At 38.6% G+C, this 12257-nt stretch carries 22 protein-coding genes; 17 read left to right on the top strand and 5 right to left on the bottom strand.

Annotation, left to right across the window (positions count from 1 at the left end; genetic code table 11):
• The first annotated feature begins 45 nt into the window (after positions 1-45).
• The 6 genes from NYE58_RS21260 to NYE58_RS21235 all read left to right on the top strand — a co-directional run bounded on the left by NYE58_RS21260 (position 46) and on the right by NYE58_RS21235 (position 5192).
• Complete coding sequence (locus NYE58_RS21260; RefSeq protein ID WP_076218665.1) at positions 46-741, top strand: hypothetical protein; 696 nt, start codon at positions 46-48, stop codon at positions 739-741.
• 217 nt (positions 742-958) lie between these two features.
• Positions 959-1603, top strand: a complete 645-nt coding sequence (locus tag NYE58_RS21255) for a S1 family peptidase (protein ID WP_076218664.1) — start codon at positions 959-961, stop codon at positions 1601-1603.
• Complete coding sequence (locus NYE58_RS21250; protein WP_076218663.1) at positions 1604-2044, top strand: hypothetical protein; 441 nt, start codon at positions 1604-1606, stop codon at positions 2042-2044.
• Between the two features lie 612 nt (positions 2045-2656).
• Complete coding sequence (locus NYE58_RS21245; protein ID WP_076218661.1) at positions 2657-4177, top strand: S-layer homology domain-containing protein; 1521 nt, start codon at positions 2657-2659, stop codon at positions 4175-4177.
• Between the two features lie 444 nt (positions 4178-4621).
• Positions 4622-4867 carry a LexA family protein gene (locus NYE58_RS21240; protein WP_076218660.1) on the top strand — a complete coding sequence of 82 codons (246 nt, stop codon included), beginning with the start codon at positions 4622-4624 and terminating at the stop codon, positions 4865-4867.
• Positions 4848-5192 (top strand): YolD-like family protein, encoded by a 345-nt coding sequence (locus NYE58_RS21235; RefSeq protein WP_076218659.1) that lies wholly within the window; start codon positions 4848-4850, stop codon positions 5190-5192. The genes NYE58_RS21240 and NYE58_RS21235 overlap by 20 nt, the downstream gene beginning before the upstream one ends.
• A 30-nt stretch (positions 5193-5222) precedes the next feature.
• Here the strand turns inward: NYE58_RS21235 and NYE58_RS21230 are convergent, their stop codons facing one another.
• The 3 genes from NYE58_RS21230 to NYE58_RS21220 all read right to left on the bottom strand — a co-directional run bounded on the left by NYE58_RS21230 (position 5223) and on the right by NYE58_RS21220 (position 7053).
• Positions 5223-5780 carry a hypothetical protein gene (locus NYE58_RS21230; protein ID WP_076218658.1) on the bottom strand — a complete coding sequence of 186 codons (558 nt, stop codon included), beginning with the start codon at positions 5778-5780 and terminating at the stop codon, positions 5223-5225.
• Between the two features lie 70 nt (positions 5781-5850).
• A complete protein-coding gene (locus tag NYE58_RS21225; RefSeq protein WP_076218657.1) occupies positions 5851-6246 on the bottom strand; it encodes a hypothetical protein in 396 nt (131 codons plus the stop codon).
• A 210-nt stretch (positions 6247-6456) separates the two neighbouring features.
• Positions 6457-7053, bottom strand: coding sequence for an Ltp family lipoprotein (locus NYE58_RS21220; RefSeq protein WP_076218656.1), 597 nt, complete (start codon positions 7051-7053; stop codon positions 6457-6459).
• 130 nt (positions 7054-7183) lie between these two features.
• Between NYE58_RS21220 and NYE58_RS21215 the strand changes: the two genes are divergently transcribed.
• Positions 7184-7558: a LytTR family DNA-binding domain-containing protein gene (locus NYE58_RS21215; protein ID WP_076218655.1), complete on the top strand. Its 375-nt coding sequence runs from the start codon at positions 7184-7186 to the stop codon at positions 7556-7558.
• Between the two features lie 83 nt (positions 7559-7641).
• On the opposite strand, the gene NYE58_RS37555 is transcribed toward NYE58_RS21215, so the two are convergent.
• Positions 7642-7869, bottom strand: coding sequence for a helix-turn-helix transcriptional regulator (locus NYE58_RS37555; RefSeq protein ID WP_076218654.1), 228 nt, complete (start codon positions 7867-7869; stop codon positions 7642-7644).
• Positions 7870-8080: 211 nt separating this feature from the next.
• Positions 8081-8497, bottom strand: coding sequence for a helix-turn-helix domain-containing protein (locus NYE58_RS21210; protein ID WP_076218653.1), 417 nt, complete (start codon positions 8495-8497; stop codon positions 8081-8083).
• 159 nt (positions 8498-8656) lie between these two features.
• Between NYE58_RS21210 and NYE58_RS21205 the strand changes: the two genes are divergently transcribed.
• From NYE58_RS21205 to NYE58_RS21160, 10 genes are read left to right on the top strand one after another with little or no spacing between them, the layout of a single operon-like run.
• Positions 8657-8926 carry a helix-turn-helix domain-containing protein gene (locus NYE58_RS21205; protein ID WP_256719045.1) on the top strand — a complete coding sequence of 90 codons (270 nt, stop codon included), beginning with the start codon at positions 8657-8659 and terminating at the stop codon, positions 8924-8926.
• A gap of 56 nt (positions 8927-8982) precedes the next feature.
• On the top strand, positions 8983-9171 hold the full coding sequence (locus NYE58_RS21200; protein WP_076277293.1) for a hypothetical protein: 189 nt from the start codon (positions 8983-8985) through the stop codon (positions 9169-9171).
• The gene (locus tag NYE58_RS21195; protein WP_076218651.1) at positions 9146-10081 is read left to right on the top strand and encodes a hypothetical protein; all 936 of its coding nucleotides are present in this window, start codon (positions 9146-9148) and stop codon (positions 10079-10081) included. The genes NYE58_RS21200 and NYE58_RS21195 overlap by 26 nt, the downstream gene beginning before the upstream one ends.
• Positions 10026-10400 (top strand): ORF6C domain-containing protein, encoded by a 375-nt coding sequence (locus NYE58_RS21190; RefSeq protein WP_076218650.1) that lies wholly within the window; start codon positions 10026-10028, stop codon positions 10398-10400. The genes NYE58_RS21195 and NYE58_RS21190 overlap by 56 nt, the downstream gene beginning before the upstream one ends.
• Complete coding sequence (locus NYE58_RS21185) at positions 10397-10918, top strand: sigma-70 family RNA polymerase sigma factor (RefSeq protein WP_076218649.1); 522 nt, start codon at positions 10397-10399, stop codon at positions 10916-10918. Before NYE58_RS21190 ends, NYE58_RS21185 begins: the two co-directional genes overlap by 4 nt.
• A 21-nt stretch (positions 10919-10939) precedes the next feature.
• On the top strand, positions 10940-11194 hold the full coding sequence (locus NYE58_RS21180) for a DUF7667 family protein (protein ID WP_076218648.1): 255 nt from the start codon (positions 10940-10942) through the stop codon (positions 11192-11194).
• Positions 11191-11361 carry a hypothetical protein gene (locus NYE58_RS21175; RefSeq protein ID WP_179087480.1) on the top strand — a complete coding sequence of 57 codons (171 nt, stop codon included), beginning with the start codon at positions 11191-11193 and terminating at the stop codon, positions 11359-11361. Before NYE58_RS21180 ends, NYE58_RS21175 begins: the two co-directional genes overlap by 4 nt.
• Complete coding sequence (locus NYE58_RS21170) at positions 11358-11549, top strand: hypothetical protein (RefSeq protein ID WP_076218647.1); 192 nt, start codon at positions 11358-11360, stop codon at positions 11547-11549. The genes NYE58_RS21175 and NYE58_RS21170 overlap by 4 nt, the downstream gene beginning before the upstream one ends.
• Positions 11546-11893, top strand: coding sequence for a type II toxin-antitoxin system PemK/MazF family toxin (locus NYE58_RS21165; protein ID WP_076218646.1), 348 nt, complete (start codon positions 11546-11548; stop codon positions 11891-11893). The genes NYE58_RS21170 and NYE58_RS21165 overlap by 4 nt, the downstream gene beginning before the upstream one ends.
• Positions 11890-12165, top strand: coding sequence for a hypothetical protein (locus NYE58_RS21160; RefSeq protein WP_076218645.1), 276 nt, complete (start codon positions 11890-11892; stop codon positions 12163-12165). Before NYE58_RS21165 ends, NYE58_RS21160 begins: the two co-directional genes overlap by 4 nt.
• Positions 12166-12257 lie beyond the last annotated feature (92 nt).

The raw sequence follows: 12257 nt of genomic DNA, 5'->3' as shown, positions 1-12257 counted from the left end.
TTGGCTAACTAGGGGTGTTTTTATAAGAAGAAGGGAAGTGCTGTTATGAACGTGGGGTTTAATTTGTTATTTTCTGGTGCTATTTCTGCAATAATAACAGGAGGTTTTCAGTTATATATTAAAAGTAAAGCGGAAAAAGAATTAGAAAGCTATAAGCAAAAGTTAACTATACATACTGAAAATTTGAAATTCGAATTGCAAAGAAGGTCCCATGATTTTAATCTCTATTCGGTCAAAAGGCATGAATTATATCCTCATTTATGTAAATTACTATTAATAGCTCACGGAAATATAAGAGCGCTATACGGGCTTAGGTCGTTTTTGTCGTTTGATGAATTTAGTAAAAGTGATATAAAAGCTTATATGGAAAATAGAAAAATAGTTGAAGGTAAAGCGAGTAGCATTTTAGCTAATTGGGAAACAAACAAGAAAAATGCTGTTGAAGAACTAAGGTCTTATTTAAGAATTTTAGATATAAACGATGCTGAATCAAACCTTATAGACGCCAGGAATTATCTTTTGATTTCAGATATTTTTCTATCGAAGAGCGTTACCGCAATGAGCGGAGAAGCGCTTGAGGATATTTCAATGGTACTTACATACACAAAGTACCCTGAGCACGGAACACATGTTGAACGTGAACGTTTAAATGAAAAAATAGATTCCTTGCTGATTGCACTAAAAGAACAAATGAAAAAGGAACTTGCTGTTTCGTATTATGAAGATGAAGAAATCAAATAGTGAAGGCTGTACCCTGCCAGTAATGGCGGGGTATTTGTAATAGGAGTCCAGGAAGGTACACGAGTTTTCTAGTAACTGCTTTGATATTACCGATAATAACGTTAACTAAGATTGTTTTATTAATTAGTGCATACAAGATTTAATTTTAGTAGAAAAGGAATATCACTAATTATGTCGAAATTTATTCCTGAAATAACAATTATGAGGAGGAAGATGGATGTCCTATAACGATGTTTCCAGTTACGTTGTAGCAATTGCTAGGAATAGTCCCAATGGAGCAAATTTACTAGGAACAGGCTTCATCGTTGGTAATGGTCTTATTGCTACTACAAAACATGTTACAAATGCTGATGAGAACAATTTATCGATTATAATACCAAAGTACAAACTAAACGATTACCAAGATACTTCAGATGGAAGTGTCGATATTCTAAAGGCATCTATAGAACATGTAGATAGTATAAAAGACATATGTATACTTAGAATACAAGCCAATGTAGCGCCTGGATATAACTTACGTGGAAGTGACGAGATAAGCCCAGGTAGCATAGTTACGGTTTTCGGATTTCCTCATGCTGACTATGGAAGGATGGTACTTACACAACAAACTACACAGGTAGGCGCGAAAGTGCTGATCCAATCACAAGGGATTAAAAATAAACACTTTGTTCTTAATACTCAAGCAAGACCTGGACAATCAGGGGGACCAGTTTTTTTTAAAGATTCAATAGTAGGTATGTTAATTGGTTCTTATGCACCAGGGGGCAGTAGCGGGATATCGCTAGCTGGTGTTGATCCTCTAACCTTGCATCAAACAACACATGTTATATCTGCGGAATACATAAAGGAGATGTTGATGTAAATGTCAATATATAATTTGTTTGATAGTAATGTGGATTATTTATCCATCTTACCAAATTATCAAAAAAGAAATATTGATGCTTTGCTGACACAAGGCAAGTCATTTGATGAAGTGGCTGAAATTTTATTGAGTGCTAACGGCCCAGAAAACACATTCCCATTTGGCACTGTTAATGGGACAAATACTTTCTTTGATAATCTAAAAAAAGAACTTGAATCTTTTTTTTGTAATGAAGATAGCTATACCGATGAAAAAAGGAAGTTGTTAGCGGAGTTTAATGCTGGAGAATTAACAGTAATAACAGTTTTTACAGGATATATAGCATCGTCATTAGGTGCGGCGATCTCTTACATATTACCAGCGGTTATTCTGATACTTAAATCAATGCTTAAAATGGGACAGAGAGCATGGTGCGAAACAAGAAGGCAGCAAAGTGAATAAATCCAGAGATTATCTTAACACAAGGTTAAAACCTTCCCTCTGTACTAGTGGGATATTAAGGCGTTTAGGAAGTTGATTATTTGAGCCCTTCATACAAAGTCTTAGAGAGTGATGCTGAATTTCTAACAATTGCCTTAAAACAGTCTCAAGTGGATATAATTGAACGCCGTGGTAAACTGGTCGGCTGTATAATTGATTGTGAGGGTCCAATCCAGAAATGGAGTCCTGTTAGTGTCAAAGTTGCTGATGCTTATTACATGAGATATGAATTTGAGTTTAGGATGGTAATGGCATAAGTTATCATGAGAAACACATGAAAAAAATACATAAAATTACACCTGAGTTTCAATCGTAATATGGCTGCATTATTATTTTTCTTTGTTTCCTCCTTCAGAGAACTGAATGGTGTACGATCGTTGTTACTCACGTACTACCTTCTTGTTACTTTTGAAGGATATTTCTGTGTTCTTGTCGAATTTCTGCTTAATGAGGAGGGATATATGTGATGGTGGTTGAGTTGATACCCTTATAGATTGTAGTGTAAGACCAGTACGTCTAATAACAAGTTTATAGAATTTTGTGTGATAAAATAATCATTTTGGGGGTCTTCTAATGTTTAAAGCTTTTGCTACATTTAGTACAGTAGCTCTCTTTGTTTCATCTTTATTTACATTTGCTCCACCAGTGGAAGCGGCAGATGCTTCTTGGGTGAAGCAAGTGGAGGTCTTTGATGATGGATCTTACATATTAAAAAGTAATGGGGATTTAATGTACTGGGATGGAAATGAACTGAAAAAAGTTACTGGACATATAACATCGATATCAGAAGATGGAGATGAAATGGCAGTAAAGGATAACGGAAATCTTATAGAGTTATCTCGTGATACATACAAAACTATTAAACTGCCAGAGAAAGTAGGTAAAGTAAAACAAGTCCTCGAAAAAAAATACGTTGTGAATCAAATAGATGAATTATGGAATACAGAAAAAGAAACAAAACTTCTTGATAATGTTAATGAAGCAGTATCGGGTGCAAATCATGTATTGGCACTAACTAATGATGGTACACTTTGGAGTTGGGGAGGGGATAATTGGGGTTCATTGGGTAACGGAACAAAAAATAGTAATGATACTCCTGAAATTGTTTTGAAGAATATATCTAAAATAGCTGCGTATATGAACAATTCAGCTGCAATAAACTCGAATGGCGAACTTTACTTATGGGGGCAAGTGAATTATAACAATGAGATTGGTAACGATCAGACTCCACAAAAAGTATTAGACAATGTAAAAGACTTTTCATTAACAGAAACTTGTGCCGCTATTACAAACAATAATGAATTATATATGTGGGGAAATGGTTCTAGTGGCCAACTCGGTAATGACACAGAGGAATCCTTAAAAGCACCGACATTAATAATGGGCAAGGTGAAATACGTAGATGTTTCTAGTGAAAAAACTATTGCTATAAGAGAAAACGGAGAAGTTTGGGGATGGGGAAATAAAAATTATTTTTATGAAAAATCGGCTGATTATTATATCAAGACTCCCATTAAACTCATAGATGCTCAGCCAATACCAGTATTTCCAGTGACGGGAAAATACAAGATGTCCAGTTCATGGGCGCAATCTGAGTTACCAAAGGCTGAAGAAATAGGGTTATTGATTCCTGTGATTCAGTATAATCTTAATAAGTCGATTACAAGAGAACAATTTTCGGAAGTGGTAATAAAATACTATGAGGCAATGATAGGAAAAAATGTTCCGGAACAGGCGAAGAATCCCTTCCTTGATACTAAAAACAAACAAGTAATCAAGGCGTATAATTTAGGAATCGTCAATGGAATATCTAAGGATCGCTTTGAACCGAGCAAGTCAATAACTAGAGAGGAAATATGTGTTATGTTAAAACGAGCGCTCGATAAAGCCCGTCCAAATTTTGAATACAACTATACCTATTCGCGTTTTGAAGATGAAAGTAAGTTTGCCTCTTTTGCTCAAGAACCGATAAAATATTTACGTTCACTGGGTGTTGTAAAAGGTGACTCAAACAATTTATTTAATCCAAGAGCTAAGACGACAATTGAGGAAGCTGTCATAATGTCATATCGTTTATTCGAGATCACAGATTAGGTTTTCTCCATTAAAACAACGCCCCTTTAAAAAGAGGGTGTTGTTTTTTTGTGTTACTAAAACATTAAATACTATCCTGTCATTAGCTTATGCGGCACCGATATGTGTAGTCTAAATAATCGAAAACAACCCTGTCGACCTTAACTGGTATGAGGTGTTTTTGGCGGCGTGGAAATTGATTACCGTTGATTTATGAACGCATGTTTGGTTATAATACAAACATATGTTCTTTTTTTATAGGGTTGTCAACGTGCATATGCGGATTGGTCAAACCGTTGAAATTGTTTACCTAGATAAAGTTGGTAAGATTATTTAGCGCAAAATTGAAATTAAAGGCATAAAGGATGGGAAGATTCGCGCAACGTGTTTAAATACAGGAGCACCAAGAGTGTTTCTAATGGTAAATATATTAGCTTGGCAGCCAAGTGATAAAGGAGCAATTGCATGAAGCCATTAACAGATAAAGAAAAAGAAATACTCAGATCATTAATTAAGATGATCGAAATCAATCACTATCCGCCAACTTTACGTGAACTTGCCAAGGAGGTAGGGTTGTCATCTACAGCGGTAATACATGCGCACATGGAGCGCCTGGAGATTAAGGGGTACATACAGAGAGGTAAGAACATGCCACGAGCGTTGAGAGTTATTAAGGGAGTAGACGAAGACAATGAAATCACAACAGCGTAAGAAACTTGAAGGTAATGGACTTTGGGAGGGAAGCCGAATGATAATGCCAGAACATAAAGCAAGAATTCTGGATGATTCGCTTAAAGAAGAGGTGCGGATAAAGCCTGATTTAGATCCCCAAGCATTAGTGGAGATCTCACAGGTATTAGCTCAATCTTTAGAGGATTGTAGTCCGATCACAATTACATTATTTGGTGAATATGAAGACAGATCAATCCATGGAATAGTCATGAGAGTAGATCAGCACCTTAGACAGATTAAGTTTCGTTATGGTGATGATTGGGAATGGATAATGATAGGCGATGTAATTGGAGCTATTACATAATAAAACCTCAGGATCTCCTGAGGCTTCTGCTTATTTAAGAATATACTTGCCTGAACCCTTATATTTATTAGTTTTTGTATCCCAAGTAAAAGTTCCTGAAACTATATCCCAACCTCCGTTTTGTCGATATTTTTTCCATACTTGACGTATTTCACCGTTCTTTTCGAAGTCTACTCCAATGTCAGCAATGAAATGAAGTTTTTGTACTAGAGTACCGTTTTCGAGTCGGTATACATATACCACGGTAGAAGGTGGGGTATCCACTACAATTGCGACATGTTTTTCCTTGGTGGAAGCTGGAAGAACCTTAATCTCCGAATCTTCTTCCTCATAAGCTACACCTGTATTAATTAGAACTAAAACATCTTTGGAATTTAGGAAGAATAGGTTCCCTGAGTCTGTTAAAATAATAGATTCATTTTTCTTATCGTTGTTTAGGTCCACCGTTTTTAGTGATATGATCTTTTCGTTTGGATACTTCTTGGTTACAACATCTTTTACGTGTTGGGTGGGAGATTGGGCGCTTACTGGAATTATCAATGTGTTTAATAAAAGAAGGAACCCAAGGAGTGTTGTTAACTTCTTCATTTTAAACATCTCCTACATATAATTATATTTTTACATTATTCCTGTCATTGATTACTCTAGCAGGACTTTCTTAATGTATCATTCCCATTTCACGGAGCCTATCTTTAATTTTCTTTAAACGATCTTCCTTTTCAATTGCTTCTTGTACCTTCAATAAATTCACTTGTGTTTCTTTATTTTTTCTAATGATTTCCTTTAAGGTCAATTCTCCGATTTCTTCTTCAATGTGCATTGTAACTGATGGGGGGATTTTGTGATTTTCTATTGTCTTGGGATCTGCAGAAATTCGTTCTAGTAAGCTAAGTAAGAGTGCGTGCTTTTTAACACCTATTCTTCGCGCCTGACATATTTCTTTCCATGTACAGTTTAATAAACGATCAAGATCTAAATGACCTTGAATGTATAGAGCATTTATAAGCCCCGTTAAATTGTGTCCTCGTTCTTCTTCATGAGCCACTGAATTCATACAAGATATATCCATAAAATAAAGATGTGTTGGAAGTGGGAAGTAGTGTTTTAGTTTCGTATTTACATCGATTGAATCCTTTATGTTATCCGTGATGAACTGTCCCCCATTAATATATATGGATACTATAACATGTCTAGTGTTCTGACAAAAAGAGAGAAGCGTTATTAGAAGAATCCCTACTAACCCATATGGCCGGTAGGGCTTTGTTTATTTTAAATTATCTATCGCGTATTGCGCTTCTTCTGCAGTGAACTGCGCACCATAGTCTGAAATCAATTGATCATAAATGGCGGAATCTGACATATCCAACGTTTCTGCGTATGATTGTGCAGATTTCAATGCATTTTCTTTCCAGTCAACTACAATGTTGTCGATAGCATATTGAGCGGCTTCTGGAGGGAAATTTGCTCCATATTCAGAAGTCAACTGATCGTAAATGCCTGCCTTTGACATATTCAAAGTTTCTGCATATGATCCTGCTTGTTTTAATGCCGCTTTATATTCTCTAGGAACACTTTCCTCCTTTGCCTTGGCTTCAGTCTCAGCTTTAGCTACTGCTTCTTCCTTAGCCTTTTTCTCGGCATCCGCCTTTTCAGCAGCTTCTTTATTTTTTTTATCTTCTTCATTGGTCGGTGTTGCAATTGGTTTTTCGGTTTCTTTTGTCATAACAGTTTCGGCTTGAACGCTAGGTTCAGGGTCTGTGAGAGTAGTTGGTTCTTTATCCTCACCCAAGCTTCCAATCCATCCAATTACAAGGATCAGCACTAACCAAAACCACCATTTCTTATAAATCGGCTTCTTCATGTTTTCCCCCTAAATTTGATAGTAATTTACATGGAAAGTCTAACAGACAAAGGAAAATATTTCTACAAATTTTTACAATGTTTGTATGATTGCCACACCTTTGCGAAATGATATTCGTGAGGTGAGGTACATGGATATACTAGTAGTCAAAATAAAATCCGGTATAGCTGGAGTAATTGATTCAAGGGATGTGATCTTTTTACAGACAGAGGGAGAGCACACAGTGCTGCATACAAAAGAAGATGAGTATCGTCCGGCTGTAGCGCTTAGGGATTTTGCAGAGATTCTTGTGTTGGAAGGATTCGAACAATTAAGCAAATCCAATCTCGTTAATTTAGAAAAAGCTGAAGTATATGACAAATTAACAAGAAAAATATTTTTCGACAAACATCTAAAAGGGAAGCATACAAGCGTATCGAGGCGGAATATCGAAAAAATTAAGGACGAAATACCGTTTGAGGACCGTGAACGGCAAAAGAAAAAACGACATGGAACGACAGTATAAACCGGGACAAGAGGGTATGCTTATTACAACGCAAATGTTGTTATCCTATAGGGTGACAATATCCTCGTGGGAGAGTAGAAAATCTACTCGCTCCTGTCATTAACGACTTCAAGAACATAAAGATCGGTGGTGCGACACCCAAGGATATGAGCAGCATTTATCGCAAATTCGAATGACATCTTGCGCTCTCCACTAATGATTCTGTTTACAAATTGGCGCGATACATTCATACGCTTTGCGAAATAGGCTTGTGTCCATCCATGCTCGTCAAGTCGATCAGACAAGAGACAATCCCCGAGTTTGAAACCCATGGGTTGCTCCTTTTGTGTTAGTTTTGAAAAAAAAGTGTTCCCATTCTGTTCGTATTTATGGTATGCTTGTTCCAATTATCGCGGCGGGAAATATTTACATCATGGGAGTGATGACGTATAACAATTTATTCAATAAAAACCGAAGAACTCCTGCTTCATCTCCACAACAAAGGTTTAGACATAACAGAAGCAGAAGAATACTTAAGCAGTATCACTGATCCAGAAGATCAGCAGCAGACTGCAAAATTTGCACTAGACGTTTCTTTTGATCATCAGTAAGCGGTTTTCCGTTCCGAGTAAGATTATGTATATGTAAATTTTCTATAGGTAATTCTCCCAAAGCTTCCCCAGTTAAGTACTGTGGGGAGCTTTCTTTAATTTGTGCAGATCCCCTAAACGTGGGATCAATATCTCCATGTGCTACATCGAGAGCATCACAAATCATTTGTAGATTTCCAGGAGACATGAGCGTCTTAGCATTTGTGTAGTCCGATATAGCGCTAGTCGATAGCCCCGTCTTTTCAGCCAATTCTTTTTGAGTTACTTTCTTTTTTTCCAGAACTGATTTTAGATTTTTTGCCATCTCTGCCATTAATACTTTTTCTACCTCGGCATATTTCTTACGCACTTTTCATCCGTCCTTTTCTCGATCCATATTTACAGGATAATTTCCTTCATTATAGCGTACTTTTCCAAAAAAACAAATAGAAAAATCCGGTTTTTACGGTTGACAGTCCAGTTTAACCGGATTACTATAGGGGTACACCAAAAGAAAGGAGGGGCACACATGATACTCGAAAAACAGAATAAGACATTCAAAATAACACTCCGTGCAGCAAGAATAAACTGTGGATTAACACGCGAAGAGGTTGCAACAAGAGCAAATAAGAGCGTGGATACAATCCGAAAGTATGAAACTGATTCAGCCGATATACCGCGTGATCTGCTAGTGGTATTACTTACAATGTATGACGTACCTGATGAACATATTTTTTTCGGTAAAGAATCCGTGAAAACTGGATTCAGTAGAGTTTTATATCAAAAGAAGACCTCCTAATTGAAGGAATGCCCTTTGAAAATAAAATAAGTTTTCTTAATAGGGATGTGAATAATTTGGCTCATGTATCAAAACAGGCGCTGCTGAACCTCTCGTATAGAACTGCTGTGGTTCTGGAATTTAAAGGTGGATGGGTGCGCAAAAAAGGCGAATCGAAATGGTTCAGATGGATTCAAATGTATCGACATCTTAGTTATCAGTTAAAGAAGGAGGCGCAGAATGAATCAGCTAACACTATCAACTGATCTGCAGGTTATCACAGCTGAGATCAACAGCTATAAGCAAGTTGCAGGGCAGTCGCTCTTTGAGATCGGCAAGCGCCTGAATCACGTGAAGGAGAACGATCTGGTTCACGGTCAGTACATCGACTGGTTGGAAACAATCGAGATTGACCGGTTCACAGCAGCAAAAATGATTCAGGCGTATGAGCAGTTTTCAAATGTTGCGACGTCTGCACATTTACCAGCCGGGAAAATATTTGAAATGATCTCCCTACCAGAATCGATCGACCGCTCTGAATTCGTTGAGCAGGAGCATGTTGTCCCTTCTACAGGCGAATCCAAGAAGGTAGAGAGCATGACCGTTAAAGAGCTGCGTGAAGTCAAGAAAGCTCTCAAGGAGTCGGAGCAGGAGAAAGAATCAGCGGAGCTTCGGGCTGAGGAAATAGAAGCGAATCGTCAGTCATTAATCCAGCAACATACCGAACAGCAAGAAAAGCTTCTAGCGCAGATTGATGAGTTGAAAAAGAAAAGATCTATGTCCACTGAGGACAAAGCAAAAGTGCAAAAGCTGACTGAAGAGAATATAGCATTGAACTTATCTATGGAACAACTGAGAGATGAATATGAACAGAGGGTTAGTAAGTTGGAAGATGATCGTCATTCTATTCGAAAATTGAGAGAGGCATTCAAAAATATCCTTACCACAGTTAACGCAGAGCATTCTCAGGCTGAATACTACTTCAGGAGCACCAAGGAGTTAAAGGATTCTCAGGATGCTGTCAAGCAGTTCTTAGAGCAATGGGAATCAGAAGTGATACCACGTCTAGAGGCATGGAAGGCGGCTTTGAACATTCCAATTGAAGAGGGAGGAAGCAAAAATGCAAACACAAGAAGAATGGCGCGATCAGAAGTCGTTATTGATATTGCTCCATAAACGAGAGCAACAAATCGAAGTATTGCAAAATCGGGTCATCTGTACTCGTGAATATCAAAACAAATTACAAGCTAAAGGGAAAGTTCACATTGCTAAATGGGCTGCATTGGTAACCGAGTCTGGGTACTCAGTAAACAGTCGTAGAGCAATAACCCGCATGTGGGGCGATTATAAAAAGTTCTTTGGTGGTCTTAGATCATACCGCGACACCTTGGAAATTCGTTATGAAGAGGCTCTCCATTGGATTGATGCATGGACGCTACCGACTTATTTGATGGAACAGCCCCAGTGTCAACTGGAGGAGGGAGCATCCCAATGAGCGCAACCGCAATAACTGAACGGCAACTGACGCCGGACGAATTGATTCAAAACAACATGGGACTGGTTGGATCGATTGCTCATAAAATCAACAAGACAACAGGCGTGGAGTATCTAGAACTCTTTCAGGAAGGATCTATTGGTCTTATCAAGGCAGCTCGAACCTTCGACGAAACCAAAGGATTTAAATTTGCAACTTACGCCAGCCGTTGCATCACCAATGAAATGTTGGGTTATCTTCGTAAAGGGCGCCGATCGATTAAGTGCGAGAGTTTGGAATTAATTCCGAATTGGCATGACAGGGCAGGTAAATGCGATGGGGGCATGACAAGTGTCGAGATCGATTTAAAGGCACTCATGAACATTCGAGGACAGGAGAAACGAGCGCTCATGCTTATACAGAGCGGACTCAAACAGAAGGAAGTGGCAGTCGAAATGGGAGTGACACAATCCTTTATATCCCGGCTAATTGAAAGGGCGCGCACCAGTTACGAGCAAACATCGGGATTCAGATTTTAAATCAGAATGGAGGTCCTGCAAATGGCAGTATTCATCCATCCTACACATCGCGCTTTAGCTCGCATTACTTACATGAATAGCAACATTAAAGGCGAGCTTATCATCGGAGAAGCAGAACTAGCACTGATTACGCCCTTACTCATGGATAATTTGAACATCGTCCAGCAGGTGGACGGCATTAAAGAAGCGACATTAGCGGCGCATTGTACAGGAAACATGGATCTGGCGCAGCACTTCACTGATAAATTGATTGAATGGGAGGCACAACTGAAATGAGCGCATCAACTGATTTATCAAATGTTTTACAGGATTGTAAGCGTCGAGGCTGTACTAAGGAGCAGATGCAGGGTTTTATCGACAGAGCTCGGAGCTATTGGTCTGGGAATGCAGGAATGTTAGTGGCGGTTGAGTCATTGCAATTAGAACTGGAGGGTATGGCATGAATGAGAAGAAAGACGCTCTCAGATTCCATCGAGAGGAAATTATTTTCTGGCTAGACACAGTGAAGACTGCGCAATACCTCGAAGATCCAAAGACAGAACAGTTTGCTAAAGAACAACGCCGCCAACATACAGAAGCTGTTAATAGTTTGTGGGCTTCTCCTGCAGAACAACTGGCGGTGTGCATATGATCATTGAACCGAAACGCGGAGAAATATGGTGGGTGAAATTTGATAGTTATCAAGGGCATGAGCAAGGTGGAAATCGTCCGGTGCTCATAATTCAAAATGATAAAGGGAATAAGTATAGCCCAACTGTCATCGTTGCTGCAATCAGTCACTCAAAGCGTAAAGATTTACCAGTACATTACTACATCAACAAATCATACGAGATGCCAAAAGACTCAATGGTGTTGTTAGAGCAATTAAGGACCATCGATAAGACGAGGCTACAGAGTTGTAGCACTCAGCTCACCATAGAGGATATGAAGCAGGTGGATCAGGCGCTCATCGTTAGTCTGGGGTTAACTCTATGACACTAATCATTTGCAGCACAGTCAGATGTCCTTATCCCAATTGTGGTCATACAGGTGATGTAATCACAGTCAATCATTGCCGCACGGCTCATAACATGGAGCGCAAAGAGTTGTTTGGGAAATACGGCAAGCCGCAAAGTATCGGATACGATCCTCAAGCAGCCAATAAGAATCTAGAGGGACATGTGCCAGTTCAGAAGGTGAATATAGGTTACCCTAGTGATTCTACATTTGCGAAAGACAGGAGATCAAGTAGACGTAAAGGGAGGTGAACAAGGTTAATCGGCAGGTCTTAAAAACGGCGAAATCTCGAAGGCCTATTATTTTTTTGCCAAAATCGGGGTTTTGAGCCCAAAAACAATAG

The sequence above is a fragment of the Paenibacillus sp. FSL L8-0708 genome, assembly GCF_038009325.1.
Classification (GTDB): Bacteria; Bacillota; Bacilli; order Paenibacillales; family Paenibacillaceae; genus Paenibacillus_AQ; species Paenibacillus_AQ odorifer.
Note: the sequence above shows the minus strand (reverse complement) of the source record. Positions and strands in the feature narration are given on the sequence as shown.

Bases quoted from the DNA above. Each gene is read 5' to 3' on its own strand.
- NYE58_RS21255 (WP_076218664.1), top strand. From the start codon at position 959: ATGTCCTATAACGATGTTTCCAGTTACGTTGTAGCAATTGCTAGGAAT.
- NYE58_RS21260 (WP_076218665.1), top strand. From the start codon at position 46: ATGAACGTGGGGTTTAATTTGTTATTTTCTGGTGCTATTTCTGCAATA.
- NYE58_RS21250 (WP_076218663.1), top strand. From the start codon at position 1,604: ATGTCAATATATAATTTGTTTGATAGTAATGTGGATTATTTATCCATC.
- NYE58_RS21170 (WP_076218647.1), top strand. From the start codon at position 11,358: ATGAATGAGAAGAAAGACGCTCTCAGATTCCATCGAGAGGAAATTATT.
- NYE58_RS21235 (WP_076218659.1), top strand. From the start codon at position 4,848: ATGAAATCACAACAGCGTAAGAAACTTGAAGGTAATGGACTTTGGGAG.
- NYE58_RS21195 (WP_076218651.1), top strand. From the start codon at position 9,146: ATGAATCAGCTAACACTATCAACTGATCTGCAGGTTATCACAGCTGAG.
- NYE58_RS21180 (WP_076218648.1), top strand. From the start codon at position 10,940: ATGGCAGTATTCATCCATCCTACACATCGCGCTTTAGCTCGCATTACT.
- NYE58_RS21240 (WP_076218660.1), top strand. From the start codon at position 4,622: ATGAAGCCATTAACAGATAAAGAAAAAGAAATACTCAGATCATTAATT.
- NYE58_RS21190 (WP_076218650.1), top strand. From the start codon at position 10,026: ATGCAAACACAAGAAGAATGGCGCGATCAGAAGTCGTTATTGATATTG.
- NYE58_RS21165 (WP_076218646.1), top strand. From the start codon at position 11,546: ATGATCATTGAACCGAAACGCGGAGAAATATGGTGGGTGAAATTTGAT.
- NYE58_RS21230 (WP_076218658.1), bottom strand. From the start codon at position 5,780: ATGAAGAAGTTAACAACACTCCTTGGGTTCCTTCTTTTATTAAACACA.
- NYE58_RS21175 (WP_179087480.1), top strand. From the start codon at position 11,191: ATGAGCGCATCAACTGATTTATCAAATGTTTTACAGGATTGTAAGCGT.
- NYE58_RS21215 (WP_076218655.1), top strand. From the start codon at position 7,184: ATGGATATACTAGTAGTCAAAATAAAATCCGGTATAGCTGGAGTAATT.
- NYE58_RS21205 (WP_256719045.1), top strand. From the start codon at position 8,657: ATGATACTCGAAAAACAGAATAAGACATTCAAAATAACACTCCGTGCA.
- NYE58_RS21160 (WP_076218645.1), top strand. From the start codon at position 11,890: ATGACACTAATCATTTGCAGCACAGTCAGATGTCCTTATCCCAATTGT.
- NYE58_RS37555 (WP_076218654.1), bottom strand. From the start codon at position 7,869: ATGGGTTTCAAACTCGGGGATTGTCTCTTGTCTGATCGACTTGACGAG.
- NYE58_RS21225 (WP_076218657.1), bottom strand. From the start codon at position 6,246: ATGAATTCAGTGGCTCATGAAGAAGAACGAGGACACAATTTAACGGGG.
- NYE58_RS21245 (WP_076218661.1), top strand. From the start codon at position 2,657: ATGTTTAAAGCTTTTGCTACATTTAGTACAGTAGCTCTCTTTGTTTCA.
- NYE58_RS21185 (WP_076218649.1), top strand. From the start codon at position 10,397: ATGAGCGCAACCGCAATAACTGAACGGCAACTGACGCCGGACGAATTG.
- NYE58_RS21220 (WP_076218656.1), bottom strand. From the start codon at position 7,053: ATGAAGAAGCCGATTTATAAGAAATGGTGGTTTTGGTTAGTGCTGATC.